Raw genomic sequence first — 25,659 nt, 5'->3', positions numbered from 1 at the left:
CATAATGTTATGGGGTGATTGTTTGCGTATATTTGGTTTAGTATGCTATTTTTTAATGCTATTTTATGGCGCCGAACTAGTAGTAGAAAAGCTTACATTCGAACAACCATCATCTAGATTGGACATACAGCAAAACCCATTAAAAGAAACTGTGGAAAATTCAACAGTTTGCGTCTATTATCCAACTTATAAAATTTGTAAAGCATTGACTGAAAATAATTGAAAAATAAAGAGGCATGCTCATAAAAATAGGAGCTGCCTCTTTCAGTTTTCATCGTTATTTATTTATTCGCGGCCAATGTGAAAATGCTTAAACGGATAAACGGTGATTTTAGCTTCACCATAAATAGCATCTTTAGCAATTAATCCGTAATGACGACTATCATAGCTTTTTAGGCGGTTATCTCCCATTACGAAATACTTACCTTCTGGAACCTTTTTCTCATTTGTTAAACCTTCAAGTGTGAAATTCTCTGTAATACGTAATTGGCTTGGATCATCCGTTTGACGATTTACATAATCCTCTTTATAGGCTTTTCCATTTACATATAAAACATCATCTATCATTTCTACAGTATCTCCTGGAAGACCTATAACCCGTTTAATATATAATTCATCCTCAGTAGGTGATTGAAAGACAATTTGGTCAAAGCGTTCAATTTTACTCGTTTTACTTACAATAATAATGTCTTTATCCTCATATGTCGGATACATTGAAGCACCTTGTACTTTTATCGGTGCAAATAAAAATTGTTTACAGCCTAAGACGACGATTGCTGTAATGACAATAATTTTAATGTAGGATAGAATTTCTTTTTTCATATTTGTTTTTTCTGCTTGCATACTCATACCCCGATACTTTTTTTTATAGTATAGCATTTTCTATTGTATATTGACGAATAATATTACAAAATGTTTCGACGGCAAAAAAAAAGACACAAGCTCAATAGCCTCTGTCTAGGAAGTTGATTTTATTTTTCATTGTAAGAATGGCTTCTTATGAAGCAGAGTGATGCTGCTCGTTAAATAAATCTACTGCTAATACAATACCTACCGGCAATGCGATAGCTAATAAAATTGTACCAATCATCATCACAATCACTCCCTTAACCATTTCTTAAATCTATTATACACTTAATTTTCTGATATTTCAAACGAAATAAAAAATTGAATTGCCCTTAGATAACTAAAAAAGTCATTCAACTAGGCATGCATCCTACCTGAATGACTTTTTTAGCCTTACATAAAGATTTTAAAACATAATAGTTGTAACTGTTTCATCATGAATTTGACTGGACTTTTATGCACTTTCCGTTTAGGTACATAGCTTTGCATGCAATTATTTAATGCTGTATACCTAAGCACCTGGGTCCTCCCATTCATTCATCTCTCTCCCTTCATCTACAAAATTCACAACTATTGTAGCCAAACAACCCTTTATTCTAAATGCATTTTTAACTCTGTTTTTATTTGTTGTAGTTCTGTTTCATCGGGAATATAGTACCAAATATGATTCATCATTTGACCCTCTCCTGCCTCAAATGATAACTGATCAATATTATTATCCATTTTTTTATATATACTTTGTAGTTGGATTAGATCTTTCACCGTAAAATTCATGCGAACATTATCCCCGACAACATCAAGCATATCAGTTGCCTTCAACAACATTGATGGTGTAGAAGCTTTTTTCATAACTGCTTCAATTATTTGTCGTTGTCGAATTTGGCGGCCGAAATCACCACGTGGATCTTCGTATCGTATACGAGAGAAAATAAGTGCTTCATCTCCACTTAATGAAATTTCACCCTCAGGATAATGGTACGAATCATAGGTTAAATCCATATCATTTTGAATGGTTACACCACCAAGTGTGTCAATAATTTGTAGGAACCCCTCCATATTAATAAAGACATAATAATCGAGTGGGATATCTAATAGATTTTCAACCGTATCCATTGCCATTGGTACTCCTCCAAATGCATAAGCATGGTTAATCTTATCCACTGTGTCATGCCCAATAATTTCTGTACGTGTATCTCTCGGAATACTTAACATTTTCATTGTTTGCTTTTCAGGATTTACTGTAATAACTATCATTGTGTCTGAACGCCCACTATCGTCCTTACGTTCATCAACACCAAGCATCAGTACAGAAAAAGGCTCTTTTTTCGTAATGGTTTTTTGTGTTTTGTCTGGAGTATCGTCAGTTTCTACGAGTGGTGTATTTATTTTATTCATCGTCTTTTGGATAGTATAATAAGCTGTACCTAAAAAAATTAAAAATATTGTTAATAGGCTTCCTATTATCCATAGCCAAATTTTCTTTTTGCTCTTTTTTTCTTTAGAGCGTTTCATGTTTTTTTCCATACTTATGTCCTCTCTAGCTTTATAAAAAATTTGCCCATCTATTTGACGTTTTAGGTTGGAAAAAAGTTTATATAGTCTACTTATATGCATATTGGACGAAAAAAAGACGTACACTAGTATTTACTAAATATACATCTTTATATTCATTAATACTTAAAATTAGAAATACTGTTTGTTAATTCCAAAGCTTTGGAATTTAAGCTTTCTGAAATATTGTTAATTTCTTGAAGAGTCGCTACTTGTTTAACAATTTGTTGTGCCATTTCCTCAGTGCCTTCAGCATTATTACGCACATGCCCATCTAATTCTTGTATCGATGCGGCTATTTCTTCTGAAGAAGCTGTCATCTCTTGTGTAATTGCTGTTACGGTTGTAATATCCTCTATCATTTCCTCGATAGCATCGACAATATTACTAAATGCAGTTCCTGCCTGAGCAATGACTTCTACCCCTTGCTCAACGGTTTTTTGATCACCTAAAACTGCAGCTTCTACATTTTTTGTTTCCTGCAAAATATCTGATGTGAGCTGGACGATAATATGTGCCGACTCTTTTGATTGGCTAGCTAACTTACGTACTTCATCTGCTACAACAGCAAAACCTTTTCCATGCTCTCCTGCTCGAGCAGCCTCAATAGCAGCATTAAGTGCAAGTAAATTTGTTTGTTCTGTAATTGCCGTAATTACATTCGTTATATTTTGAATTTCTTCCGACTGTTTTGACAGTCTTGAAATAAGCGCTGTTGTCTCTTTAGTGGAATGATAAATCGTATTCATCTGTTGCTTTGCATGTTCAATCGTCAATTGTCCTGCATCCGCTGTTTCCTTCGTCTGTTTTGCCTTGCCAAGCACAGAATATGTAGCATTAGCAATTTGCTGAATACCTTCTGTCGTTTCGTTTATTGCATGTGAAGCTTCATTGGAAACGGTTGAAGAAATCTTTGAACTTGAAGCGATATTTTCGACAGAAGCAGCTACGATATTTGACGTCGATGCAACTTGCGTTGTACTAGCCGTCAATTCCTCTGCAACAGCAGACAAATCGTTAGCAGTTTCACCAGACGCGCGAATTAACGATTGAATAGATTGCTTCATTTCATTAAAAGCACTTGCTAATGTACCGATTTCATCATTAGAAGTGACTTGTAAATTTTGTATTGTCAAATCTCCTTTAGCAATTTGCTTGACTGCAGTAGCCATCCTTTTTAGTGGATTTGCTATTTTTACTGCCGTTAGCATACTGAAAAATATACAAATACCTATTGTAATTAATCCAATGACAACGGCTGTTATTGCACTTTTATGTACCTTTTGCTCTGCATCGTTGGCAACCTGTGTAAATTTCATTTTATTAAATGCAAGCATTTCATTGGCAACACTCCCCATTAAACTATTGAGTCGCCACAATTGCTGATCATATATTTCTCTAGCAGTCGATGAATCACCTGCTTCTACAGCCGTAATAATTGTTTCCGCTACTTTATCGAACGATTTTTTGCCTTCTAGCATTTTATTATTAACTTCTAGCAATTGTTCATCATCAATGATGTCATTTAATTGACCGATGCCTGTTTGGATTTTTAGCTGCGCACTACGGAAATTTTGTAATGTATCCCCATTGCCATTTTCAATATACTGTTGAATATAGATGCTTTGTTGCTTTGTATTACTTTGTAAATCTGATGCAATATAAATTTGCTCGACTTGGGAATCAAGAATGTGGTTATATTCATTTTTCATATTCGTTAAATCAAAATATCCGTTGATAGATATTCCAATAATACTGATAAATAATAATGCAAAAGCAAAATAAAGTTTTAATTTAATTGACATCTCTTTCAATATTCCCCTTTAGTGTGATAATTCTTTATGTATTTGTGAAAAATCCCTTGTGTATCGTTTAGAATAGCAAATTTTCTGTAAACTATAAAGCTATTTTTGTCGATTTTATGAATTTTTCCAAAAAAGGACCAAAATATTACACCAAAAGATTCATAATAATATAGGTATATTTAATTAACAAACTTCTTTTCGCACATGGTTATTATCCTGTAAATATACTATTATATAGATTTTTAGTAATCAAGGTTTGTATCATAATGAGCCTTTACAAAGCCATTTGGACAAAAAAAGACAAAATATCTCGAGCAGTAAATACTCAAGATATTTTGTCTACAGTTTAAGCCACTTCTTAAAAGAAGCGCTATTAACCTCTATCTTTTATTCCTTGCACTAGCTTTTCTAGAATCAACAAGTACTGTGCAATTTCTTCATCATTCAATACTTCAAAAAGCTGAATAAAAACGTCCTTCCCAACCTCTTGCGCTTTAACAAAAGCATTTATACCCTCTTCAGTTATTTGCAATCGAATTGTACGGCGGTCGTTTTCATCGTATAGTCTTTCTGCTAAGCCCAGTTTTACTAATTTCTCGGCAATACTTGTCATAGCACCTTTCGTATACCCAATCGTTTCCGCTAATTCGGCTTGTCTTTGCGGTCCTTTTATTTTTAGCTCGCTTAATACTAAAATTGGAGAAATACCTAATGGATATGGATAATCCTTCGTAAAACGTATAATATTGGCGTTATTCATCTGATCAATCATATGAATGAGTTTAAAAATACTTGTCTGTCCCAAAACTAATCCTCCTCGAACATCCGAGAATATTAGTGAAGCATGATAGAACCACCGTCAACCATAAGTGTTTGACCTGTGATATATTGTGAATCCTCAGATGCTAAAAATACTGCTACGCGGCCAATGTCATCTTCAACATCACCGAAGCGTCCCATAGGGATTTTACTTTTAACAGCTTCATAATATTCTGGTTGTGCTTTTGCCCATGCTTGTACACCTGGTGAATTTGCAATTGGGCTAATTAAGTTTACATTAATACCAAAACGTCCCCATTCATTTGCTGCTACACGTGAAATACCGCGAATTGCTTCTTTTGCAGCCGCATAAGCACCTTGTGTTTCATGTCCAGCAAGACCCGCGCCAGAAGCGAAGTTAATTACATTACCTTTTGTTTCTTTCAAGTGAGGTAATGCTGCTTGCATTAAATAAAATGTTGGATAGAAACCAGTATCAAATGATAAATCTAAATCAGCTTGTGTTGTATCTTCAAGAGTTGCTTGCTTAGATGCATGTGCATTATTAACTAATACATCTAGTTTACCGTATTTTTCAACAACTGTATCGATTATTTTATGCAAATTAGCACGATCCATTAAATTTGCTTGTAAAAACATTGATTTTGGAGAAATTTGTTGCAATTCTTTTTCCATTGCTTTTCCTGTTTCTTCATTTAAATCAACAATCGCTACGATTGCGCCTTCTTTTACCATTGCTTTTGCCATACCACTACCGATACCACCTGCACCGCCAGTAATAATTACGACTTTGTCTTGTAATTTACCCATGGATAAACATCTCCTTTTCTTAAATCCATAAAGTAGTTTATCACTAAATAATTTTTAAATAAACTAGTTTGCTCAACTTTTTGAAAACCTTTACATTTCATTTGCAACTTGTTTTACAATTTCATCAATAGTGGATATTGCTGAACTTTTATTGGCTTGTGTTAAAATACTAAAAATATACCACTTACCACTTTTTCCTTGAACATAACCACTTAACGCATAAGTTCCCGTTATATAACCTGTTTTAGCAGAAACACTATAACCTTTCAAACGGTTTTCTAATGTCGCCCCAACCAATTTTCCTTTTCGTCCTGCATGTGGTAAGGCATCTAAATACGAAAAGTACCAGGACTTATTGCGAACTTTATATAATAATAAACTTTCTTGCATACTACTTACTCGATTTTGATGATTTAAGCCCGAGCCATCTTCAAAATACCATTGATCCATATTCAGTCCTGACTCTATTCCATATGTACGTATTGCCTGTATACCTGCAGACCAGCTTCCTTCTCCAAGCAGCTCTTTCCCTAACTGCTTCGTCAGCATTTCTCCCATACCGTTAATGCTTAACTTTAAAAATCGAAAATTAATATCTTTTAATTGCATTGAATTGGATATTCCTATTCGTTGCGCATTATCTGGCACTTCTCCTATGTCCATAGGCATTTTTTGAATACCTTTTGCTACTAATTTTTCTCGTAATACATCTAGTGTATACAATGTAGGATTATAAACGGTCACATATGTATTTTTCTCCGAACCTGCTGGTAAATTGCCTGTTACAATAATACGATCTGTTCCATATTCTCTCGTAATATTGATAGTCGATTTCCCACCCTTTTTGATAATCTTCGTTTTGTTCACAATCGGTATTGTACTTGCATGTGGAAAAAGTTGAACACTTGCAGCTTGCCCAATTTTTGTGCCAGTCACTTTAACTTGGATATTGCCGACATCATACTGATCATTAGGTGAAAGCGTCAGAGCCGAAATACGGGATGCATAAGAGAAGGCTTCCTCCTCTGGTACAATTCCTTTTGCTAAACGGTCATCATCAAACCATGTATCGTCTGCAATCAACTTCCCTGTAATTTTAGTAATGCCCAATTTTTTTATCCCATTAGCGAATGATTCTAAATGGACAGGTAGCAGCGTGGGATCCCCTCCACCTTGTAAATAAATATTTCCTTGTAAAACACCATCTTTTACTGGTCCATCGATATATGCCTTCGTTGCAAAACGGTAATCAGGGCCAAGTAAATCTAATGCGGCAGCACTCACAAGTAATTTATGTGTTGATGCAGGTCGTATCATTTTATCACCATCGTTACTGTAAATGACGTCCCCTCTTTCCATATCGCGTACAGTAATACTATACTCATTATTTTTCCAGTTTTTCTTGATAATCGTATTGATTTTAGTCGTCATTGTTTGCTCAGATGCCCAAGCTTGTTCCAAGTTTATTAATGAAAAACTATTGAACAACATAAATAACATTGCATAAATAATAATTTTCTTTTTCATAGACCCTCCTATTGGAAAAATATTCTCTATTTTACCCTTTATTTTAAGTAAAATTAGTTATTTTTTCAATTCCGTATTCATTGCGAATTCTTGAAAATGGACAGTCATCTTTTTCTTTCGACAAGAATAGACTGTATTAGCTAGCTAAAAACACTTTCAGGAAAGGAGTTGTTTGACGATGGGCGCAAAATGGATAAAAATTTCTATCTTCTATTTATTACTTGTTTTTGCTTTTGGTCTGTTTATGCATTATACAATTCAACTTCAATGGAAGGCGACACATGCGCATATTGGTGTAGTAGGTTGGCTGACTACTGGATTCATAGGTTTAGTTTATTCTATTTTTAAAGATGCAGCAGAAACAGGGCTCGCCAAGGCTCAGTTTTGGCTTTACAATATCGGTTTACCGTTCCTTTTAATTGGTATGATGATGGTTTATTTAGATGTTCCACGTTGGTTATTTGAGCTCTTCGTATCTGGTGGCGGTATCGCCGTCGCCCTTTCTGTCCTTCTATTTTTCATCAATATCTATCAAAATGTGAAAAGTACTTCATAAATAAAAAGCCGCACTTAGCTAAGTGCGGCTTAGAGTGTTAAACAAGGCATCAAGAATTTACCTCTTGATGTCTTTTTTAGTTGATTGTAGCGGAGGGCGGCGACTCCTGCAGGTACGCACCCATAATAACGCAACAAGTATTGCGTTAACGAGAGTTGCGGTGTGCCCGCGGAAAGCATATGCCCGCAGCGGCAATCAACTTGCCAGTTGTGTGTCGTCCTTATTATTGCAATGAGTTAGCCTGCATTTGATACATTTTTTCATAAATTCCGCCAAGCTCTAATAGCTCCTCGTGCGTACCACGCTCAACAATTTCCCCACGGTCTAATACAAGAATACGATCCGCATTTTTAATTGTTGATAAACGATGGGCAATGATAAATGTTGTCCGACCTTTTTTCAAAACATCCATCGCATGTTGAATAATTTCTTCTGTCTCTGTATCAATATTAGACGTCGCTTCATCTAATATTAATATTGCTGGATCAAAGGCAAGTGCGCGGGCAAAGGAAATGAGTTGTCGCTGACCTGAAGATAATGTACTTCCTTTTTCAATAACTGGTTCATCGTAGCCATTAGGCAAGTTTGCTAAAACACGATCACCACCAACTGCTTTTAAAGATTCCTCCACTTTTTCACGTGAAATTTTCGGATTATTTAAGCTCACGTTTGAAGCAATCGTTCCTGTAAATAAATAAGGATCTTGTAATACAATACCCATATGCTCACGCATTGATTGACGCGCGACGGTTGTAATATCAATACCATCAATTGAAATTTCCCCTTTAGAAGGATCATAGAAGCGGAATAATAAATTCATAATGGAACTTTTACCAGACCCCGTATGACCAACAAGCGCAATTGTTTCCCCTTGATGCGCTTCAAAAGATAAGTTTTTCAATACATAATCGTCGTTTTTATATGCAAAGGAAACATCGTTAAATACTACATTCCCTTTATATCTAGGAAGACTAACTTCCGATACAGGTTCACCCTCTATATCTAACACCTCAAACACACGCTTCCCTGCAACGAGCGAGCGTTCTAGCTGAGAAAATTGATTGACAATGTTTGTTATTGGATTAAATAGTTTCGTTAAATAATCAACAAATGCATACAAAGTCCCTGCAGAAATCATTTGTGTTGTCGTCATCGACTGTGTTCCAAAGTAGAAAATAAAAATGGTAAACATTAATAGCCTTAATGTATTTACTAAATTGAAGGAAGTTGCTGAATCTAGCACTAATAATTTACGCTCATAGGCATAATGCTCATTATTCATATCGTCAAACTCCTTCGTCATTTGCTGCTCACGACGGAATGCTTGAATAATGGTCATACCCTGTATTGATTCGTTAATCATCGCATTGATATCGGCAATTTTAGTTCGAATTACATCATTATATTTTGAAGCAAATTTTCGATATAAAATCATCCAAATATAAATGATTGGCACCATAATTAATGCTAAAAGTGCCATTTGCCAATTTAAAATAAACAGTGCAACATACACGCCCAAAATTGAAATTAAACTTGTCACGAAATTCGAAAGCACCTGTACATATAAATTACGGACTGCCTCCGTATCATTCGTCACCCGTGCCACAATTTTCCCTGCTGGTAAGTTATCAAAGTATTGTATCGGCAATGTTTGAATATGCTCAAAAACGTCCTTACGTAGTTTTTGAACAACGCGATTTGCCCCCATTTGTAAATAAATATACATAAAGTAACGTAATACGGCCGTTGCAATTGCCAATATTAAATACAGTAGTAGTAGCCAGGTAATTGGTTTTATTTCTAGTTTACCAATCGTCATATAATTATCGATTATATGCTTCGCAATAAAGGGCCCTACAAGCTCGGTAAATACGGCAATTGTTAAGAAAAATAATCCTAGTAATATCGGTTTTTTAAAATACATCGCATAGCGAGTTAGTCGTTGACTTGTACTCATGAGGCACCCCCTTCTAGCTGTTGACGGTCAAATTGCTCTTTATACCAGCCTTGTTGTGAAAGGAGCTGTTCATGTGTTCCTTGTTCTACGATTTGCCCTTCATCTAGCACAATAATCATATTGGCATGTTGAATTCCCGACAATCGATGGGTTGTTATAATAGTTGTTCGATCCTGTCGTTCTCGCTGTATGTTTTCTATAATTTTCGCCTCTGTTTTAGCGTCTACCGCAGAAAGCGAGTCATCAAGTATTAAAATTTCCGGGTCTTTAATAAGCGCACGTGCAATTGACACACGCTGTTTTTGACCACCAGAAAGTGATACGCCTTTTTCGCCAACAAGTGTTTCAAGTCCCATTGGCAGATGGGCTAAATCTTTTTCAAAATATGCTGCATAAATCGCTTGTTTCAGCTCTTCTTCCGTTGCATCTTCTTTCCCAAATAAAATATTTTCTCTAATTGTTCGAGAGAATAACACATGGTCCTGTGGTACATATCCAATCCAATCGAGTAGTTGCTCCTTTGTTTGTGATGTAATATCTATCCCATCAATCGATAGCTGCCCCGCTTCAATCGGATATTCACGAAGTAATTGGCGCAAGAAGGTCGTCTTTCCTGAACCTGTCTTTCCTACTATCCCAAGTGTTTGCCCCTTTTTTAGTGACAACGAAATTTGTTGTAGATTTTTCACCTGACTCATTGGATACTGGAAGGTCAAATTTTCGAATCCAATGGCATGCGGAGCTGCCACTGTTTGAGGTGTAGCAATATTTTGCACATCTGCCTCATAGCGCAATGTCTCCTGTACACGGTCTAGTGAGGCATTACCTTGCTGCATGACATTAATAAGTTCCCCGATTGCAAAAATTGGCCAAACCGCTAATCCTAAATAGACAGTAAACGTTACGAGTTGCCCTAACGACATCGCCTCCGTAGATACTAGGTGAGCACCGTAACCGAGCGCCACAACATAACTAATTCCAGTACCGACCTTTGTAATTGGTCCGAATAAGGCATTTATTTTTGTAGTATGCATATTTTTTTCATAAACGATTTCACTCATTTCCGCAAATGCGGCTTCGTCTTTTTTTTCTTGAACATATGCCCGTACAACACGAACACCTGCTACAGACTCAAGAACACTATCATTTAATTCACCAAAAGCATCCTGTGCCTTCATATAACGCTCATGGACAATTTTACCTAAATATTGGATAAGAATGGCCATAATGGGCACTGGTAACATAGCAAAAAAAGTTAATTTCCACGAAATCATAAAGCCCATTGCAAAAATAATACATCCCATATAAATGGTTGAATCAATAAGTGTCATAATCCCAAAGCCAGCTGTTAGTGACACCGCATTTAAATCGTTTGTAGCACGCGCCATTAAATCACCCGTGCGGTTTTTTTCATAAAAAGTCGGTGTCATCCGTAAAAAATGTTGCATCAAATTGCGACGCAAAATTTTCTCAAGGTTTATGGCACCTTCAAAAAGACGAAACTGCCATACAAAATTTAGTACATAACCACCAACAATAATGCCGATAAATATCAAAATATACTTCGTTAAAATAGCTGTTGTCATAGTTCCTGCTGTTAAAATATCAATGATATTTCCCAGTAAATATGGAGGAATAACCTCTAATACACTAGCAATGATTAATAGCACAATTGCTACAGTGTATTGCTTCCAATATTGCTTAAAAAACCAGCTTAATTTGCTTAATACATCAAACATTTTTTATAACCTTCTTTCTCAAATACGTTAAATCTTCGCTACCCACTATCTAGCAATTCTTTATTGAAAATTAATTTCCTTGTGATGTTATGCATACGACATACACTCCTTTTTTTTGTTTACTACAACTTTTTTGCAATAAAAAAAGACACATCCCCTCAAAAGAGCATGTGTCTCTTATAAAAGGTAAGGTGCATCCATACCTTTCATTGCATAGAAAATAACAACGTTAGACATGGACAATGTATGAAGCTGTGCATTTGTGTTGTGCTGTTAAAATCATCATTGTCATGCCCTCCTTTGTTTGTTTTGTTATAGTGTTATTGAAGATTATCATATTATTGAAATAATTGTCAACATTCTAACTGTTATTTTTTATATTTCACAGGAAATAATTAACGCTTTAAAGTGGTGAATTGCTACAAGCTGTAAAAGAACAAACTTACTTTCGAATGGCTACCATACTCTCTACGTCCTTGATACAATACAAAGTAGTAGTGAATGGAATTAACGGACATTCACTCATAACTTCCAAATCGATAACAACCAATGGATGACCTTAATAGATAAAGGAGTCTTTAAAATTGAAAACGTTTTTTGCAATAGGTATAGGTGGATTTTTTGGCGCTATATCCCGCTATTACCTTAGCGTATTACTTCCAAATAACGCTAACTTTCCAACTACAACACTTGTCATTAATTTAGTTGGATGCTTTTGTTTAGCCTTTCTTTTTACGACATTTACTAACCGTACGCCATTTGTACTTTGCCTTGGTACAGGATTTTTAGGTGCCTTCACAACCTTTTCTACCTTTTCAGTAGAGACACTTTTACTCATTGAAAATAATCAATGGGGACAAGCCCTTTCCTATTGTTTCATTAGTGTAATTGGTGGTTTAATTTGCGCATGGCTTGGTGCATTCCTTTCAAGGGGGCGAGTGCAATGATTCTTGTAGGCATAGGTGGTTTTTTAGGGGCGTTAACGAGATTTTACTTAGGAAAATGGATTGTCAGCACGTATCCATGGGTAACATTTTTTATCAATATTACAGGTTCTTTTGCTCTTGGTCTTTTATTTGGCAGCCACCCAAGTGAAGCATTATGGCATTTCTTAGGTATCGGTTTTCTAGGTGCTTACACAACGTTTTCGACGTTCGGTTTTGAAATGCTACAACTTGTGGAAAAGAAAAAATGGGGACTAGCTTTGGCCTATGGATGTAGTACATTAATAATAGGGTTACTGTTTGCTGCCCTTGGTCTTTACATTTTGGCATAATTTTCTTACCATTCGAGAGGTGATTTTTTGACACAGACTACTATAGAACAACTTCAGGCTTTGGAGGCTGAAATAAAACATACTTTATATACTTTAATTGACTTAGAACTAAACGAATCCTATCAAGAAATGACTGCCCATTTTGCGAAACTTCTAGCAAAAGTACAAGCAGCGCACTTAATTGATTATAAACTTAATGTGTTAGTGGATCCTCAAGCTTATGGGACCGAAACGTGTATATTATTAGAAAGTTTACTCGAAGCAAAAAATAGACCGAACAAAAGACATCAGCTATTAACGCATCGTATTATTTTAAAAATTTGGTTGCGAAAAAATCGGCACTTTCTAAATGACTTATTACCACAAATGTTTTAAGCACCTCTCTAAGGTGCTTTTTTTTATGATAAAATCCTTTTTCATACTAACAAAATCATATTTTTTCTATTCAATACACAAAAATGTTCTTTTTTTACGAAACCTTCCTTCCTTTTACTCGTTTTTTATTAACGAGAGCTAAATGATAATGATTACGCTCTACAATCATTACGTGAGGTGTTTTTATGGAAAGAATAAAATTACTTGATGTTGCTAGAGGACTTGCCATTATCGGCACACTTGGCACGAATATTTGGATTTTTGGATTTACGGACTATTCATTTGAGAGAGTAGTAGATGAAGCCGAATATTCTACTATCAGTTCATACATATCTAAGTTTTCTGATTATTTGACAAATGGGAAATTTCTTGGACTTTTAACGATCATGTTTGGTATTGGCATGCAATTGAAATATGCTAGTTTCCAAGATAGAGGTCTGCCATGGTTTCGCCTTTATCTATGGTCTATGATTTTACTCTTTATAGATGGATTTCTTCATTTTATTTTTGTTTTTGAATTTGATGTACTGATGAGTTATTCGCTTACAGCTATTGTCGTAGCGTTTATTATTCAACGCTCTGAACGAATTATGAAACTCTGTATGTACAGTGCTGCAGCTATCCACCTTTTCCATCAAGTTGTGGAAGGCTTTCTATTAGACAAGTTTATGACTTCTCAACTTGGACGAACGTTATTTCCAAATAGTCCGTATGCCAATTTTGGTGCTGATCGTCAAAGTCTCGCTGAACAAGCTTTATTAATTCGCCATGAAAATCAATTAACTGAAATATCCGTATTTACATGGTGGGAGCAAGTCGTCTACCGTCTAGAACATTTTTGGGTCTTACGCTCAGAAGCCATTATGATTTTACCAATGAATGTTTTCTTATTTTTACTTGGGGTCTTCCTCGTAAGAAAAGGTTTATTAAAAATGGATGCAAGCGGAATTCGGCTTCAGAACCGCTTACTATGGATTGGTCTAGGCATTGGCATCCCATTAAATGCTCTCTCGCTTTTCATCGACCAATTTGCATTATATGACCGTTATGTTTTTGCCCCTATCCTATCCCTAGGTTATCTCGGCCTTGTCTTTTTAGTGGCTCGCCATCAAAAGTTCGTAAAAATTCAACAATATATAAGTAATGTTGGTAAAATGGCCCTGACATGCTATATCGCTCAAAACATCGTCGCATCCTTTTTGTTCTATAATTGGGGACTCGGTCTTTCCAAATACGCTAGCCAGCTAATAATCCATGCATCCTGGCTAGGCATTACGTTATTTATGATTGGCTTTTCTACATTATGGTTAAGGAAATATAAACAAGGCCCTGTTGAAACAATCTGGCGTAAACTTGGGAATATCCCTGTGAAACGCTATCAACAAAATCTGTCATAAAGCTACTACTAGATTAAACTGACATTATAAAAACTCTGCTTTCTGGCTATTTCAAATCAACGACATTTATTATTAAAATAAAATAATATTCAAATATTTATTAAAGTAACGTAAATCAACAAGCTATTACACAACAAGAAGAGGAGTATGCTCATTATGAAAAAAGCATGTACAATCGCAGGTTCAGCTGCCCGCGGTGGGGCTGGTATTCAAGCTGATTTAAAAACTTTTCAAGAACTAGGAGTGTACGGCACTTCTGCCATAACCGCTTTTGTGGCAACACACCCTGTTACAAACCAAGGAGTTTATACACAGTCGTTAGAGGTAATTGAGGCACAGCTTCATACGATAGCGTCACAAATTGGCATTGATGCTTTAAAAACAGGCATGTTATTTACCAAAGAGATAATTGAGCTTGTTGCGGACTGGCTCCCTACTGCTCATGTCAAACATATCGTCATTGATCCTGTTATGTTTGGTAAAGTAGGAACAGCTCTTATGGAGGAAGGTGCCATGAACTCCTTAAAAGACAAACTATTACCCCTTGCTACGATTATGACACCAAATATGCCTGAGGCCGAATATTTACTAGGGGGTAGAAACCTTTCTACTATTAGCGATTTACAGGATGCTGCCCGTGATTTACATAAACTTGGTACCCAATACGTACTTGTGAAAGGCGGTCGCCTTAAAGGTCCCGCAACAGATGTTTTATATGATGGCATTCGCATGCTAACATTAGAAGCGCCACGTATAGATACAATCCATACAAATGGTGCAGGTTGTTCATACTCTGCAGCGATTACTGCAGGATTAGCACAAGAACTTAGTGTTGAGGATGCGGTCATTCAAGCGAAAAAATTTGTTACAGCAGGAATACGACGAGCGATTCCTTTTGAAGCTGTTGCTGGTGCAATCGACCATCGGGCTTATAAAGAGGTTGGGGAAAAGAACATTTTGATTACTAGATATTAGTAGTATATTTATAATGTAGACTACGAAAAAATCCGCTTAACTTATACGTTATGGCGGATTTTCACTTTTTTAGAATGTTTCTATTGTTAATTAACTTCCGAGTTGCTCATTCTCCTTGAAAAGAATAGGCCCGCATCACTTGGCATATTTCTACATGGTAATGACTGTACCATTTTTCTTTTCCTAATTGTTGCGCTACAGTATGTTTGGCGTTTTCTTTCCAATGTTGAATTGATTCTAGCGATTCCCAGTACGATACCGTAATTCCTTGCCCTTCATTATTTCTAGCGCTCTCAACACGAAGAAAACCAGGCTGTTGTTTTGCTAATTCCTCAATCGTATCTGCCATTTTCGCATAGCCTTCATTATCCCCATTTGTCCGCTGTGATGTGAAAATTACTGCATAATAACTATCCATTTTTTAGTCCCCCTCTTCCTTCCACTCTATTGTACAAGATAAATACTTTTAATATAATCGAAATATGGAATGCAAAGGAGCTGAAAGAATGAGTATTAATCCAAATATGGCTGAAGTCGCTTCTCTGCTCGGAGAGACATCAAGAGCGACAATGCTTGCTAGCTTAATGGATGGACGCTATCATACTGCTAGTGAATTAGCATATATGGCCAACATTAAGCCTCAAACAGCTAGCTTTCACCTAGCAAAGCTTGTTGAAGGTAACCTTCTAATAGTTGAAAAGCAAGGACGTCATCGTTATTTTCAACTTGCCAATGAAGACATTGCACAGTTTTTAGAAACTTTCCTGGCGATTTCACCGCCACCCGAAATACGATCATTAAAACAATCTAGTCAAATGAAATTACTACAAGAAGCCCGAACTTGCTATGACCATTTAGCAGGTAAATTAGGTGTTCACTTAACTGAATCAATGGTCGATTCTGGATATTTGCAAAAGGAACAAAATGAATATGTAGTTACATCTGAGGGTGTAGCTTTTTTCACACAATTTGGTTTGGATTTAAAAAATTTAAAAAGAAAGCGCCGCTCTTTTTGTCACGCATGTTTGGATTGGAGTGAACGGCGTCATCATTTAGCTGGAGCACTTGGCCACGGACTGCTGATACATTTTTTAGAATTAGAATGGATTACACGAGTACCTACAATTCGTGCAATTAAGGTTACTGAAAAAGGACGAAAAGGCTTTAAACAAGTTTTTCATATTGATGTGTAATAGTGCCAGGCACTCAAACAATTCTCGAACAATTTACTATACTAACCACGGCGACAGTCCTGCGGCTTATATTTTTCCCGCGGAATACGCCGTGGTTTTGACGCTATCGAAGTTAAAAAAATATGTGGGATAGCACCTAATTTAGTCATCGGCTTTTCTTGCAGACGTAAAATTTCGATTGACAAGAAATATACCCACTAAAATAAATAGCCCCCCTACCATGAAGGACGATTGTAATGGTTCATCTAATAATATCCAGCCTGTTAATACACCAAAGAAAGGGGCTAAAAATAAATAAGCACTCGTTTTTCCTGGATCACTATTTTGTAAAAGATAGTACCATCCTGCAAATTGAATAATTGATGAGAAGATGCTTAACCATAGTAAAATAACCATTGAATGTCCGTTAACGATAAAATATGGCTGCTCCAGCACTAAGCTACCTAGTAAGAGGAGCAATCCCCCAAAGAGCATTTGATATGCTGATAGTACCCATGTATCAAATAGGACGCCCCATTTTTTTGCTAATAGTGTGGCAATTGCCCAAAAAACAGCAGATAGAAAACCGAAAATCAGTCCGATTTTCCACTCGATTTGTGCACCCATTGTAATCATAACACCTATTAAACCGAGAATAACTCCACCCCATTGATACAATCGGTATCGTGCTTTTGTAAAAATAGTAGCCAACACAACGACCAATAGTGGATTTGTAAATGTAAGGATAGAAGATTCACTAGCTGTAATAGTACGTAGGCTTAAAAATATACACCCCATTACCCCAGCAGTTTGGAATGTCCCAATCAAAAGGATTTTCAACCAATTTGCTTTTGTCGTTGGGTGAGGTCTTTTTAAAAAACGAACGATTACAGCCATTAAAACCCCAGCTACAATAAAACGCAATGCCGCTAATAATAATGGAGATGCGTAAGGTAAACCTAATTTCACAATGGCAAACGATGAGCCCATTAAAAAAGTTGTAATTAGTAATAAAGTGATAAATTTAAAATTATTCATATAATTTCCCCTAACTATTAGTAATAACCATTCTGTGGAAATTATAAATGATGAATAGTTCAACGCTCATCGAACTATGGAATTCAATGAAAAAAGCTATCTCCACATACAGTGGAAATAGCTTGTAGTCACTATTTTTTAGAATTGCCATTACCTAAGTTATTGTGCATGCATAATGACATTCTTTTTCTTTGAGAAAAGTAAAAAAGAGATCGTTAAGCTTAAACTAATGATTCCAAAAACGAGACCCATTCCATTTAAACCAATTAAATCTAGCATCATTCCTGTTGACAATAGAACGATTTGAAAGACAACAGAATCAATCATATTGCGGAATGAAAAGAATCGACCATGGAACGCTTTCGGCACCTGCTTTTGAAAAATCACCATTGTTGTTGGGAAAAAACAACCTACAGAAAAGCCAAAAAGTCCAAATGTCAGTAAAGCAAAGAAAGTATTATCTGCAAGCAGTAATAAGAGCTCCATGAATCCAATGATAAATGCAAGCCCGAATAATAGTGTACCTAAATTCACTCGGTCAGCAATATACTTGAGCCCTGCTGCGCCTAACATAAAGCCGATGCCTTCAACTGTATACAATAAACCAGAAATAGTTGTAGATTGGTGAATTTCAGATATTTTCATAATGACTAAATTAAATGAGCCTAAAAATAGTGTTGGGATTAACATTAGAACAAGTGTCATTAAAACGACTGGTTGCTCTTTGAGCATAGGTAAAACTTCCTTAAATCCACCTTTTTCCTTACCTTGGATAGACAGATTCATCGTTTCATCTAGCTTTAATCCGTTAGTAATGAAATACATAAGTATGTATACAATTAGCGATATAATATACAACCATTTCAACTCAAAATAGCTTAACATTAAACCAGCTGCCGCAGTACCAACGATTCGAGAAATCGTTCGAGCATTCATTTGCCATGCATTTAATGTAATTAAATCTTTATCCTTAACAACCATTGGAATAATTGATTGTAATGCGGGCATATAAAATGCTGCTGCAATTTGCAATGTAATTAAAAACAGTATCATCCAAATGACAGAATTTGTATAAAGAGCAATAAACATAAAAAATACGCTAATTATGCGACCTAAACTTGCAAACTGAATGACCGTTTTTTTCTTTGATTGGTCAATTAGACGTCCTGCCAGCGGCGCTACGACTAAACCAGCAAGAATACCAATTGAAATAATTAATGATTTATGGAAATCAGAAGGAACGACCTCTTGCATAAAAGCTAGATTTCCAATAATCCCTGCCCATAAGCCAAGTCCTACTACAAACTCACCTAATAAAATAATCCATACGTTGTGATTTTTCCACATGCTGCATCTCCTTGTTGTCCTAAATTAAAATTAATACCATCAATCGTAACAAAATTAGGAATATTCGTACATACAAAATTACAATTCTTGTATTTTATCTCTCCTACTCGTAATGATGGTTTCTTTATGCCAATCGAGTATCCATCATTTTTTTGTACCGGTCATTTATAGACATCATAGGAAAGTCTTCCTCGACATCTAGTCTCAATGGCGTAATCAGCTCAATGGAATTGCCATCTGGATCAGCAAAATAAATTGCAGCATGTGCATGTGGATTATTTGGTAAAACAAGCGGTTGTTGTGCAGGAGAATAGCCAAATGCTGTTTTTATTTCAATATCAATGGATTGCAACCACTCTTTCACACTTGCTAAATCTTCTTCATCAATTTTGAAAGCTATATGCCGAATAGAAGGATGATAATCTAATTTCGCCTCCTCGCTTTCCCAAAGTCCAAGCCAGCTTTCCCCTTTGACAATCCAAAAAAATGCTAATTTATTTTGCACATAAGCTAATTCAAGTCCTAGTTTTTCATAAAAGATAATAGACTTTTGTAGATCACTTACTGGCAGATGTGCTTCATACAGTCCCTTTATCATACACTCACTCCTTTTGATTGCTGTCAAAAGTATACTATTTTTATAGAAAGTAAAAATCATGCTAAAGGATGAAATGTTTACTTCATTCAGCTTTGTCAGTATTCTTTAATACTGCAAAAAAAATGAAGAGATGCAGCTTATTTTAAGCCCCATCTCTTCATCTATATTACTTAGTATAGCGAGGTACGTACTATGTCATAGTTATCCTACCATTGTTCCAATTTATAACCCTTCAAATTTACCAATAAGGGATTTTCTTCTCCTATCGACAACTTTTTGAGCGCATAACGTGACAATAAATAATAGGCCGACTGCTGTGGCCATCATGCCTGCAATGGACGTGTCCCAAAATTTAGCCAAATAGTAACCGATAATCGATGACGCCCCACCATATAACATACTGAATAAAAACATCTGTTTAATCGATTTACTAATTAAGTTGGCCGTTGCAGCAGGACCAATTAGCATGGCGACTACCAAAATTGCCCCTACACTATCAAACGCAGCTACAGTTGTAAAGGATATAGAAGTCATAAAACCATAATGCAGAAAAATAATTGGTACCCCTATCGAGGCAGCATACACTGCATCAAAGGTTGCTAGCTTCATTTCTTTAAAGAATAATACTAAAAACCCGATATTTATCAATAAAACGAGCAACAGCATCCAGACTGCTTTTGGCATTGTGATTGAAAATAATGTCCATTTATCCCACGGGACAAAAGCAATTTCCCCCATTAACACATGCTCCACATCTAAATGAACATTGCTAGCAAACAATGTAATCAGCAAGACGCCTGCAGCAAATAAAGACGTAAAGACAACGCCAATTGCGGCATCTTCCTGTATGCCTGATGAATGAAGTAATTGTACTAAATAGGCAGTTAAAATTCCTGCGACTGCTGCTCCTACAAGCATCCAAAAGCCATTTAATGTTTGCGTAACAATAAAAGCCATAACAATTCCGAACAGCACAGTATGACTAATGGCATCCGCTATCATTGACATTTTACGTAATATTAGAAAAACGCCAGCCATACCGCATGTAATTCCTACTAATAGTCCCGTAAAAATGACCCAAAACTCAATCATCCTACTTCACCTTGCTTTCGAAACTGTTTTTTTCTGAGGAATTTATTAATTTGCCCCGCTGGACTTATTAAATAAGAAATAAAGAAAATACTAGCTGCTACTAAGACAATAATGGGACCTGTTGATAATCCTGTACGCAATGAACTTATAAAAGTTCCAATCATACCTGATAACCCTCCAATGGCAGCACTTAGGACAATCATAGAACTTAGTTTTGTCGTCCATAGTCGAGCACTTACTGCAGGGATGATTAATAGCGCCGACATTAAAATAACACCAACGGATTGTATGCCTGTTACGATCGTCAAGACAATCAGTACCGTCAAGACAGCTTTTAATGCTTCAACTGGCAAGCCAATGCCCTTTGCATAAACAGGATCGAAGATTAGAAGCTTCCATTCCTTATAAAATAATAGACTAACTAAAATAATGAATGTCGCACATACAAATAGCCATGTTAAGTCGACTTTCGTCATTGTTGCAGCTTTGCCAAAAATGAAATCATTGAGACCGCTTTGATTTCCAAGTGGGCTATGATTTACAACAGTCAAAAATACAACACCTATCCCAAAAAACACTGTTAATACTAAACCGATAGCCGCATCTGCTTTCATTTTAGAAAAGGAAACAATCCATTGGATACAATACACAGATAATGCTGATGTAATGGCAGCTCCTAAAATTAAGATTGGTAAGTCTTTTTGACCCGTTAATAAAAAGGCTATTGCAATACCAGGCAATGCTGCATGAGCTGCAGCATCTCCCACTAAACTTTGTTTTTGAAGAAAGGAAAAGGTCCCCGTTATTCCTGCCGCGATTCCCAGTAGCATCGTACCAAGCAAAACCCAAAGTAAGTTACCGCTTAACATACACTGTTCGCTCCTAACGTGTCTTGCATCATGAAAAGTTTACCACCGTATGTTTTTTGTAATTGCTCTGGTGTAAAGACATCTTCTGTAGCCCCTGATGCTAAAATTGTTTTATTTAATAAAATTGTGTAATCAAAATATTCTTTTACTGTTTGTAAATCATGATGCACAACAAAAATACTTTTTCCTTGTGCCTTTAAGCTTTTTAAAATATCGATAATTGTTTTTTCTGTTGCGGCATCTACACCAGCAAATGGTTCGTCTAAGAAATAAATATCCGCATTTTGCGCTAGAGCTCTTGCTAAAAACACACGTTGCTGCTGCCCTCCAGATAATTGTCCAATGGAGCGCTCTGCGAAATCTAGCATTCCTACACTTTCCAAAGCTTGATTAGCAAGCATCTTATCCCGTTTGGAAGGACGTTTAAATAAACCTGTATGTCCGTATCGCCCCATTAACACAATATCAAGTGCATTGGTTGGGAAATCCCAATCGACTGCATTGCGTTGAGGTACGTAGCCAACAACTAAACTTTTTGGATCAAAATTCTTTCCGAGTATTTCTACTTTTCCAACCTTATTTGGTAACTGATTTAAAATCGCTTTTAAAAACGTTGATTTGCCAGCTCCATTCGGCCCAATAATTGCCGAAAGTCTGCCTGTTGGCACTGTAACGTTGGCATTTTCTAATACGGTTTTCTTATCATAAGCAACCGATAAATTTTCAACTGTTAATGCATTCATTTTTCCACCTACTTTAGTGCATCGACAATTGTGTCGATGTTATGTTCATACATCCCAACGTATGTGCCTTCTTTTGTTCCTTCAGCACCCATAGCATCTGAAAATAACTCTCCTCCTACAACAATATCATGCCCTTTTTGTTTTGCTCCTTCAATTACGGCTTTCATTGCTTTATCCGAAACGCTTGACTCTACAAAAATGGCTTTAATTTTATGCTCTACTAAGAAATCTACCATCTCTTGTACGTCTTTCACGCCATATTCAGCTTCTGTACTCAAGCCTTGTAAGCCACGAACTTCAAACCCTTGGCTCTCACCAAAATAATTAAACGCATCGTGCGCCGTTACTAATATCCGTTGTTTTTCTGGAATTTCCTTAATACGCTCTTGCGCGTAAGTTTTTAACTCATCTAATTTTTTTAAGAAGGCTGTTTCATTTGCTTGAAAGTCATCCTTATACTCTGGGTATTCTTTTACAAGTGTTTCTGTTACCGCATCTACAACTTGTTTCCATAGGTCAATGTTAAACCATATATGTGGATCGTGTAATAATCCTTCATCTTCACTATCAAGTAGCTTATCTTTATCTAACTTATCACCAACGGCTAGCACCGTTTTGTCTTTTGACATTTGATCAAAAATATCAAGCATTTGCCCTTCCAACTGTAAACCGTTATAAAAGATTACTTCAGCGTTTTCTAACTTTGATAGATCACTTTGTGTTGCTTTGTATAAATGTGGGTCAACACCTGGTCCCATCAACGAGGTCACAGTTAAATGGTCACCACCAATTTCTTTTATAACATCAGCAATATGCCCTGTCGTTGCAACAACATTTCCTTCTCTTTTTCCAGTTTCATTTTTTTCTGCGCTACAACCGAAAAGTAGCATCATTAACACAATTACACCTAATAAACGTTTCATTTACTTTTACCGTTGTCAAAACCATATAAAACGTTCTATAGATTACGTTTGCTTCATGTTTCCTCGTGCATCTTTCATTTGTACCCGCTCAATCATAAGCTGATAGTTGAAGACAGCGATTTGTACAATTTAGCCGCACCATCTTGCACTTGGACGACTAATAGTAACTACAGAGATGGGCATAGGTTTCATCATAAGATGTACACCCATCACAATTAGATAGTGAAAGCTTCGTTAAAACTTTATGCACGATAGATTTCAGAAGAAAGACAACATTTTAACTGTTCTATTAAATAAAGCGAAGCAAACTCTTATAGCTGTGTTGCCAAATGAACTCGCAAAAAATGTTTATTATTCTGACGTAGGATTACTTCTCCTAATCGGCTCTCAAAAGCTTTTCTTTATTGTTAGTCGTCGCTTGATGAAGATGATGTTACGGTTATTCGTTTATTAATGACGAGGTTAACGTATTACTTTTTCCTGTTTTATAGTGTTGCTTATTTTGACGAACGGCTTCCCTCCTTAAATCTTTTTTATAATTTATGAGATATGCTTCGCTGCAACTTGCGGAAACATTTCTCTTATTTCCACATTCATGTTGATAGCTCTTTTCAATCAAATTAATTATTTATCATAAATTTTTTCATAAACTGTTTCCAGCCCATCCAAAATACAACTATTGAAATCGCTACACCGACAGATTGGGTCATTTTCCACACTATTGTTAGAAACACTAGGACCCCTAGTGGAAGAATCGTTAGTTTTAAATCATCTAACTCTTTCATAGACTCACTCTTCTTTCGTTTACGATATTTTGTTTCCCTTAGGAAAAATATATGCTTAAAGAGAAGAAATTTCAACTGTTTTAACAAAAATTTTTTAAAAAAATTTTTTTCTGCACCTCTTTTATATTTCCTCTACGAAAAACTTCTAATTTTTGTCAAAAATAAGCGGTGCCTAAGAAGCGAAGAAACGCACATTGTTCTCCTTATGTACTAACTAGAATTACTGATAGACTCCTAACTATTTTATTAATCATAAAAAGGACTGCTCTTGAAAAAAATCAATTGAAACATTTGCAGTTTCCATCTATATCCTGCAAACTAAAAAGGAGAATTGCTAGAAAGGGAGAATGATAATGAAACAATTATTGTGTATAGTATTGCTTTCATTACTTATCGTTAGTGGAAACCACAAGGTTGAGGCAGCTGGTTTTACAGATGTGACCGAAGAGCATTTTGCATATGAGGCAGTCGTCTGGGCAGAGGAATATGACATTATTGATGGCTATGCGGATGGTACCTTTAAGCCAAATGCGACCATTACCGAACAACAATTTGCAAAATTACTTGCAAATTATTATGAACTGGAGAGCCCTTATGATGAATTAAAAAAGCAGACAGCTGGAGCAAACTGGTCAGATGAGTATTATAATCGACTCGCAAGTTATGGAGTACCTCTTAATGGCTATTTTCATAACAATATCCGTGCGTCTGCTGTAAAGCGTGGCGTTGTAGCACAGGCTATCACTCACCTAGCTGAAGGTAAACGTGGCCTCAATGAATCCATTCAATTTTTACTCGATTCCTACATCTCTACTGGTCAAAATGAGCAATATGAAAATCGTGACTTACGAAAGTTTTTTGGCGTTACAAACAATATGACACGCGCACAAGTTGTGACATTGCTTCACCGCATGGACTCGAGAAATTTTTATACTATTTCAGATGATGCACAAAACATTCATGATAACGCAAGCAACACTTCATTAAATACACGTGCGATGAATGGGCAGTATCAGCTAGATAAAACGCTACAGCAAGTGGTACCGTCAAAAAGTGCATGGGAAGGAACTTATACGTACTACTATAAATGGGGTAAAGGAGCAAATGAGTTTAATCGCCGCGATGCCGTTATTTCTAATGCTACAAGCAAAACCTTCGATATTTCTTTGACAGCAAATGATGGTCAACAGTTTGGTAGTGTAGATGGGACAGCTACTATTACTTCTAGTACGAAGGCTGTAATGAACAAATCTGCAAATGGAAACCGCTGTGTTTTGGAATTCGAGCAACTTAAAAATGCCCTTAAAATAATTGAGGTAGATTGTAGTGCAGAGCATGATGAAGGAACGAATTTTTCGGGTACATTAAAAAAACAATAAAGCCCATTCCTGCGAAATGTGCAGCATCAGCAAACTGGATTGTAAAAGAAGTTTATTATTTTTTTAAAAGTACTGTTTTATTAAGGGAATAAAAAAAAGAGAGAACTTAATTAGTCCTC

Annotated in this window: 27 protein-coding genes; 9 read left to right on the top strand and 18 right to left on the bottom strand. The window is 36.1% G+C overall.

Features of this window, described 5'->3' with window-relative positions; translation table 11 throughout:
- Positions 1-22: 22 nt before the first annotated feature.
- Positions 23-223, top strand: a complete 201-nt coding sequence (locus JNUCC52_RS00255) for a hypothetical protein (RefSeq protein ID WP_172771883.1) — start codon at positions 23-25, stop codon at positions 221-223.
- A gap of 62 nt (positions 224-285) precedes the next feature.
- Here JNUCC52_RS00255 and lepB read toward each other — a convergent pair whose 3' ends face one another.
- The 7 genes from lepB to dacB all read right to left on the bottom strand — a co-directional run bounded on the left by lepB (position 286) and on the right by dacB (position 7,319).
- Positions 286-843 (bottom strand): signal peptidase I, encoded by a 558-nt coding sequence (gene lepB, locus JNUCC52_RS00250; RefSeq protein WP_172771972.1) that lies wholly within the window; start codon positions 841-843, stop codon positions 286-288.
- 154 nt (positions 844-997) lie between these two features.
- Positions 998-1,093, bottom strand: a complete 96-nt coding sequence (locus tag JNUCC52_RS00245) for a transcriptional regulator (RefSeq protein ID WP_172771884.1) — start codon at positions 1,091-1,093, stop codon at positions 998-1,000.
- 344 nt (positions 1,094-1,437) lie between these two features.
- A complete protein-coding gene (locus JNUCC52_RS00240) occupies positions 1,438-2,370 on the bottom strand; it encodes an LCP family glycopolymer transferase (protein ID WP_337980970.1) in 933 nt (310 codons plus the stop codon).
- Positions 2,371-2,516: 146 nt separating this feature from the next.
- Positions 2,517-4,202 (bottom strand): methyl-accepting chemotaxis protein, encoded by a 1,686-nt coding sequence (locus tag JNUCC52_RS00235; protein WP_337980969.1) that lies wholly within the window; start codon positions 4,200-4,202, stop codon positions 2,517-2,519.
- A gap of 373 nt (positions 4,203-4,575) precedes the next feature.
- Positions 4,576-5,007 carry a MarR family winged helix-turn-helix transcriptional regulator gene (locus JNUCC52_RS00230; RefSeq protein WP_228134079.1) on the bottom strand — a complete coding sequence of 144 codons (432 nt, stop codon included), beginning with the start codon at positions 5,005-5,007 and terminating at the stop codon, positions 4,576-4,578.
- A 29-nt stretch (positions 5,008-5,036) separates the two neighbouring features.
- The gene (locus tag JNUCC52_RS00225) at positions 5,037-5,792 is read right to left on the bottom strand and encodes an SDR family NAD(P)-dependent oxidoreductase (RefSeq protein WP_172771887.1); all 756 of its coding nucleotides are present in this window, start codon (positions 5,790-5,792) and stop codon (positions 5,037-5,039) included.
- A gap of 90 nt (positions 5,793-5,882) precedes the next feature.
- Positions 5,883-7,319 (bottom strand): D-alanyl-D-alanine carboxypeptidase/D-alanyl-D-alanine endopeptidase, encoded by a 1,437-nt coding sequence (dacB, locus tag JNUCC52_RS00220; protein ID WP_337980968.1) that lies wholly within the window; start codon positions 7,317-7,319, stop codon positions 5,883-5,885.
- A gap of 178 nt (positions 7,320-7,497) precedes the next feature.
- Here dacB and JNUCC52_RS00215 point away from each other — a divergent pair, with 178 nt between their 5' ends.
- Entirely contained in the window at positions 7,498-7,875 is a 378-nt protein-coding gene (locus tag JNUCC52_RS00215; RefSeq protein ID WP_337980967.1) for a hypothetical protein, read from the top strand.
- A gap of 223 nt (positions 7,876-8,098) precedes the next feature.
- Here the strand turns inward: JNUCC52_RS00215 and JNUCC52_RS00210 are convergent, their stop codons facing one another.
- Both JNUCC52_RS00210 and JNUCC52_RS00205 read right to left on the bottom strand, forming a co-directional pair.
- Positions 8,099-9,832: an ABC transporter ATP-binding protein gene (locus tag JNUCC52_RS00210; RefSeq protein ID WP_172771890.1), complete on the bottom strand. Its 1,734-nt coding sequence runs from the start codon at positions 9,830-9,832 to the stop codon at positions 8,099-8,101.
- The gene (locus JNUCC52_RS00205) at positions 9,829-11,571 is read right to left on the bottom strand and encodes an ABC transporter ATP-binding protein (RefSeq protein ID WP_172771891.1); all 1,743 of its coding nucleotides are present in this window, start codon (positions 11,569-11,571) and stop codon (positions 9,829-9,831) included. The genes JNUCC52_RS00210 and JNUCC52_RS00205 overlap by 4 nt, the downstream gene beginning before the upstream one ends.
- A gap of 584 nt (positions 11,572-12,155) precedes the next feature.
- Between JNUCC52_RS00205 and crcB the strand changes: the two genes are divergently transcribed.
- The 5 genes from crcB to thiD all read left to right on the top strand — a co-directional run bounded on the left by crcB (position 12,156) and on the right by thiD (position 15,594).
- Entirely contained in the window at positions 12,156-12,518 is a 363-nt protein-coding gene (crcB, locus tag JNUCC52_RS00200; RefSeq protein WP_172771892.1) for a fluoride efflux transporter CrcB, read from the top strand.
- The gene (locus JNUCC52_RS00195) at positions 12,515-12,847 is read left to right on the top strand and encodes a fluoride efflux transporter FluC (protein WP_337980966.1); all 333 of its coding nucleotides are present in this window, start codon (positions 12,515-12,517) and stop codon (positions 12,845-12,847) included. The genes crcB and JNUCC52_RS00195 overlap by 4 nt, the downstream gene beginning before the upstream one ends.
- 27 nt (positions 12,848-12,874) lie before the next feature.
- Positions 12,875-13,222, top strand: coding sequence for a hypothetical protein (locus tag JNUCC52_RS00190; RefSeq protein WP_337980965.1), 348 nt, complete (start codon positions 12,875-12,877; stop codon positions 13,220-13,222).
- Between the two features lie 185 nt (positions 13,223-13,407).
- A complete protein-coding gene (locus tag JNUCC52_RS00185; protein ID WP_172771895.1) occupies positions 13,408-14,619 on the top strand; it encodes a DUF418 domain-containing protein in 1,212 nt (403 codons plus the stop codon).
- Between the two features lie 156 nt (positions 14,620-14,775).
- Positions 14,776-15,594, top strand: coding sequence for a bifunctional hydroxymethylpyrimidine kinase/phosphomethylpyrimidine kinase (gene thiD / locus JNUCC52_RS00180; protein WP_228134080.1), 819 nt, complete (start codon positions 14,776-14,778; stop codon positions 15,592-15,594).
- A 106-nt stretch (positions 15,595-15,700) separates the two neighbouring features.
- On the opposite strand, the gene JNUCC52_RS00175 is transcribed toward thiD, so the two are convergent.
- The gene (locus JNUCC52_RS00175) at positions 15,701-16,012 is read right to left on the bottom strand and encodes an antibiotic biosynthesis monooxygenase family protein (protein ID WP_337980964.1); all 312 of its coding nucleotides are present in this window, start codon (positions 16,010-16,012) and stop codon (positions 15,701-15,703) included.
- Positions 16,013-16,100: 88 nt separating this feature from the next.
- Here JNUCC52_RS00175 and JNUCC52_RS00170 point away from each other — a divergent pair, with 88 nt between their 5' ends.
- On the top strand, positions 16,101-16,787 hold the full coding sequence (locus JNUCC52_RS00170) for an ArsR/SmtB family transcription factor (RefSeq protein ID WP_172771898.1): 687 nt from the start codon (positions 16,101-16,103) through the stop codon (positions 16,785-16,787).
- Positions 16,788-16,928: 141 nt separating this feature from the next.
- Here JNUCC52_RS00170 and JNUCC52_RS00165 read toward each other — a convergent pair whose 3' ends face one another.
- The 8 genes from JNUCC52_RS00165 to JNUCC52_RS00130 all read right to left on the bottom strand — a co-directional run bounded on the left by JNUCC52_RS00165 (position 16,929) and on the right by JNUCC52_RS00130 (position 24,161).
- Positions 16,929-17,804 (bottom strand): DMT family transporter, encoded by an 876-nt coding sequence (locus JNUCC52_RS00165; protein ID WP_337980963.1) that lies wholly within the window; start codon positions 17,802-17,804, stop codon positions 16,929-16,931.
- Positions 17,805-17,963: 159 nt separating this feature from the next.
- A complete protein-coding gene (locus JNUCC52_RS00160; protein ID WP_172771900.1) occupies positions 17,964-19,151 on the bottom strand; it encodes an MFS transporter in 1,188 nt (395 codons plus the stop codon).
- Between the two features lie 124 nt (positions 19,152-19,275).
- Entirely contained in the window at positions 19,276-19,749 is a 474-nt protein-coding gene (locus JNUCC52_RS00155; RefSeq protein ID WP_337980962.1) for a VOC family protein, read from the bottom strand.
- Positions 19,750-19,971: 222 nt separating this feature from the next.
- Entirely contained in the window at positions 19,972-20,841 is an 870-nt protein-coding gene (locus JNUCC52_RS00150; RefSeq protein ID WP_337980961.1) for a metal ABC transporter permease, read from the bottom strand.
- Complete coding sequence (locus JNUCC52_RS00145; protein ID WP_172771903.1) at positions 20,838-21,710, bottom strand: metal ABC transporter permease; 873 nt, start codon at positions 21,708-21,710, stop codon at positions 20,838-20,840. Before JNUCC52_RS00145 ends, JNUCC52_RS00150 begins: the two co-directional genes overlap by 4 nt.
- Positions 21,704-22,453 carry a metal ABC transporter ATP-binding protein gene (locus JNUCC52_RS00140; protein ID WP_172771904.1) on the bottom strand — a complete coding sequence of 250 codons (750 nt, stop codon included), beginning with the start codon at positions 22,451-22,453 and terminating at the stop codon, positions 21,704-21,706. The genes JNUCC52_RS00145 and JNUCC52_RS00140 overlap by 7 nt, the downstream gene beginning before the upstream one ends.
- Before the next feature lie 8 nt (positions 22,454-22,461).
- On the bottom strand, positions 22,462-23,376 hold the full coding sequence (locus JNUCC52_RS00135; RefSeq protein ID WP_337980960.1) for a metal ABC transporter solute-binding protein, Zn/Mn family: 915 nt from the start codon (positions 23,374-23,376) through the stop codon (positions 22,462-22,464).
- 620 nt (positions 23,377-23,996) lie between these two features.
- Positions 23,997-24,161, bottom strand: a complete 165-nt coding sequence (locus tag JNUCC52_RS00130; RefSeq protein ID WP_172771906.1) for a hypothetical protein — start codon at positions 24,159-24,161, stop codon at positions 23,997-23,999.
- 353 nt (positions 24,162-24,514) lie between these two features.
- Between JNUCC52_RS00130 and JNUCC52_RS00125 the strand changes: the two genes are divergently transcribed.
- Positions 24,515-25,540 carry an S-layer homology domain-containing protein gene (locus tag JNUCC52_RS00125; protein ID WP_337980959.1) on the top strand — a complete coding sequence of 342 codons (1,026 nt, stop codon included), beginning with the start codon at positions 24,515-24,517 and terminating at the stop codon, positions 25,538-25,540.
- Positions 25,541-25,659: the final 119 nt, after the last annotated feature.

This window comes from Lysinibacillus sp. JNUCC-52 (assembly GCF_015999545.1).
Lineage (GTDB): Bacteria > Bacillota > Bacilli > Bacillales_A > Planococcaceae > Lysinibacillus.
Note: the sequence above shows the minus strand (reverse complement) of the source record. Positions and strands in the feature narration are given on the sequence as shown.